The organism is Paracoccus sp. TRP (assembly GCF_000185925.1).
GTDB lineage: Bacteria > Pseudomonadota > Alphaproteobacteria > Rhodobacterales > Rhodobacteraceae > Paracoccus > Paracoccus kondratievae.
The window spans coordinates 1-2,661 of record NZ_AEPN01000102.1 but is presented as its reverse complement, the minus strand read 5'-3'; the positions used below and the strand labels follow the sequence as shown (position 1 = coordinate 2,661).

Here is a 2,661-nt window from a genome sequence, read left to right as displayed (position 1 = left end):
AACATAACATTCGCCGCAACATGTTCGGTGTTATGTGGAATTCCACATAACAGCGATTCAGCAACCGGCGAACATGGTGATCTCCTAGACATCATCCGCGAACGCACGGGGATCACCCGCTTTCCCGATCTTCTGAATGAGGCTCGGGTGCATCTTGGCCGTCCGCAGCCGATTCTTCCGGATGCCAATTCCCCGCGCAGCCGAAAATCCCCCTCGGGTACGCCAGCAGCAGCGGCGCGCTTGTTTGCGGCTTCGCTGCCTTTGGCGGGTTCTTTGGCCGAGGTCTACTTGCGCACCCGGGGCGTCACCCAAGCAGTGCCGAGTGCAACCCTGCGCTTCCACCCGAAGTGCTGGCATCGGGATGAAGGCCAGACCAAGCCCATCCCCAGACCAGCGCTAATCGCTGCGGTCACCGATGGGGCAGGGGCCTTGCAGGGCGTGCATCGCACTTGGTTGGCACCTGACGGACAGGACAAGGCTGCTGTCGACACGCCGCGTCGGGCTATGGGTCACCTTCTTGGCAATGCCGTCAGGATCGCTCCTGCAGATCACACCCTTGTGCTGGGAGAAGGCATCGAGACCATGCTGTCTGTCCGCGAGGCGGCACCTTCTTTGCCCGTCTGGGCGGCGCTCTCGTCGGGTCACCTCGGAGCCGTCCTGCTGCCGGAAGGGTTGCAGCGCCTCTTCATCGCCATCGACCGCGATCCGGCGGGGCATCGCGCGGCGGAAAGGTTGACTGCCAGAGCAACCGAGGCCGGGATTGCCGTACAGGTGCTTGAGCCACGTCTCGGGGATTTCAACGACGATCTCCGTGTCCACGGCGCTGAAGCGCTGCGTCAGCATCTGGCGCAGCAGATCGACCTCAAGGATCTGCATCGGCTGACGATCTGAACTCTCTCAAAACGCAAAAGCAGTCAGGGAGCGGGGCAGGGGGTCAAGCATCGCTTGAGGAACTGGGTCGCGTCTTTCTCCTCTTCCTGGCTGTCGAACCCGCCCGACACCCGCACGTCCTTCAAGAGATGGGCAGGCGGCCGTCAAAGGGGCCGCCCCTTCAAGGACGGGGGGCAACTGATTTCCGCCGCGGGGGACGAGCCCCCGCTTTGCATCGCGAAGCATATGTGGACACCCCCTTCGTCAAGTCTTTCCTCAAAGCGCGTCGAATCCGGTTGGGTGCTTGCATATGTCCGGCCTCGTAGTGCGGCCGGTTGGCCGCGGGCCCTGATGATATCCGCGGATCATGGTCCCTATCAAATCATCGCGCTTTCGGGCGCTGTCTCGCGAACGGGTTTTCCTGATCCCCGGCAAAACCGGTAGTCATCACGCTTCTTGGGCAGACCCTCCGAACTGTTGTGACGCCAGTGCGTCGGAACTTATGCGGCTGTTTCCCCGTAGATGGTCTTGCGTGCCATCACCGCCCAGCAGATCCGTGCCATCTTGTTGGCCAAAGCCACGGTGGTCAGGCGTGCTGATTTTGCCTGCAGGAGCTTTCTGACCCAACTCAACAATGGCCCCTCGTTTGAGCGCCTCGAGAAGCCGACGACAGCGGTCGCCCCGATGACCAGCAGGGTTCTCAGATATCGATTGCCGGCCTTTGTGATCCGTCCAAGTCGCTCTTTGCCTCCAGATGAGTTGGATCGGGGTGTCAGGCCGAGCCATGCGGCAAGATCTCGTCCCGATCTGAAGGCAGCAGGGTCCACTACACTGGCCGCCATTGCGGATGCGGTGATCACGCCGACGCCGGGGATCGTCGCCAGCCGTTGGCTGGCTTCGCTCGTGCGGTGCCATTCCAGGATTTTCCTCTCGAGCTCCTTTATCTCGGCATTCAAGGAGTCGATCTGTCGGGCAGAGGAAAACACGATGTCACGCACGAGTGGCGGCAAGTCAATCTCGTCAGCGCCGTGTGCAAGCACCCGCTCGACGAGATCGGCATGCCGTCTGATCCCCTTTGGCGCTACGACGCCCATCTCGGTGAGATGGCCTCGCAGGGCGTTCACAAGCATTGTTCTTTGGCGGACCAAAAGAGCGCGGGTTTTGTGGACCATGAGAATGGCCTGCTGCGATTCAGATTTGATCGGGACGAACCGCATGGTCGGCCTCGTCACCGCCTCGCAGATAGCTTCGGCGTCGACCATGTCGTTTTTCTGGCGCTTGACGTAGGGTTTCACATAGGACGCGACCATCAACCGGACTTCGTGGCCTAGGGCAGAAAGCTCTCGCGCCCAATGGTGCGCGGAAGGGCACGCCTCCATTCCAACCAGACACGGATCCAACCTCGCAAAGAACTCGAGCATCTGGGAGCGCCGCACCTTTCGTGTGATGACGACTTTTCCGTCTGCATCGACTGCGTGGACCTGGAAAACGCTCTTCGCGAGATCGAGGCCAATGATCATTCCGGACATATCCAACCACTCCTTCTTCCCGGAGAACCGTTGAAACCAGATTCGACGGTTGGGGTGGGGGTGTCCACATCATCAAATCAGCCGCCCCCCGTCCTCCTCCACATGCGTTCCGGCCCCGAAGGCGGGGTGAAGAGGCGTCCCCTTCCACGGCTTTCGCAGCCCATGAAGGCCGCGCGGGATGTCGCGCAGGCCCGAGCAGCCGGAGGCAAAAGACCATGACGACCCAATTCCAGCGCGAATTCGTCACGCGGTTCGAGTTTCA

3 protein-coding genes are annotated in these 2,661 nt (G+C 61.1%); 1 reads left to right on the top strand and 2 read right to left on the bottom strand.

The window, feature by feature from the left end; all coding sequences use genetic code 11:
* Nucleotides 1–3: 3 nt before the first annotated feature.
* Entirely contained in the window at nt 4–891 is an 888-nt protein-coding gene (locus tag PARACOCCUSGL_RS21145) for a toprim domain-containing protein (RefSeq protein WP_083825880.1), read from the top strand.
* Between the two features lie 479 nt (nt 892–1,370).
* Here the strand turns inward: PARACOCCUSGL_RS21145 and PARACOCCUSGL_RS0119955 are convergent, their stop codons facing one another.
* Both PARACOCCUSGL_RS0119955 and PARACOCCUSGL_RS22555 read right to left on the bottom strand, forming a co-directional pair.
* Nucleotides 1,371–2,399 (bottom strand): IS110 family transposase, encoded by a 1,029-nt coding sequence (locus tag PARACOCCUSGL_RS0119955; protein WP_010400842.1) that lies wholly within the window; start codon nt 2,397–2,399, stop codon nt 1,371–1,373.
* 77 nt (nt 2,400–2,476) lie between these two features.
* The coding region (locus PARACOCCUSGL_RS22555) for a hypothetical protein (RefSeq protein WP_237701590.1) at nt 2,477–2,661 on the bottom strand (185 nt) is incomplete at its 5' end.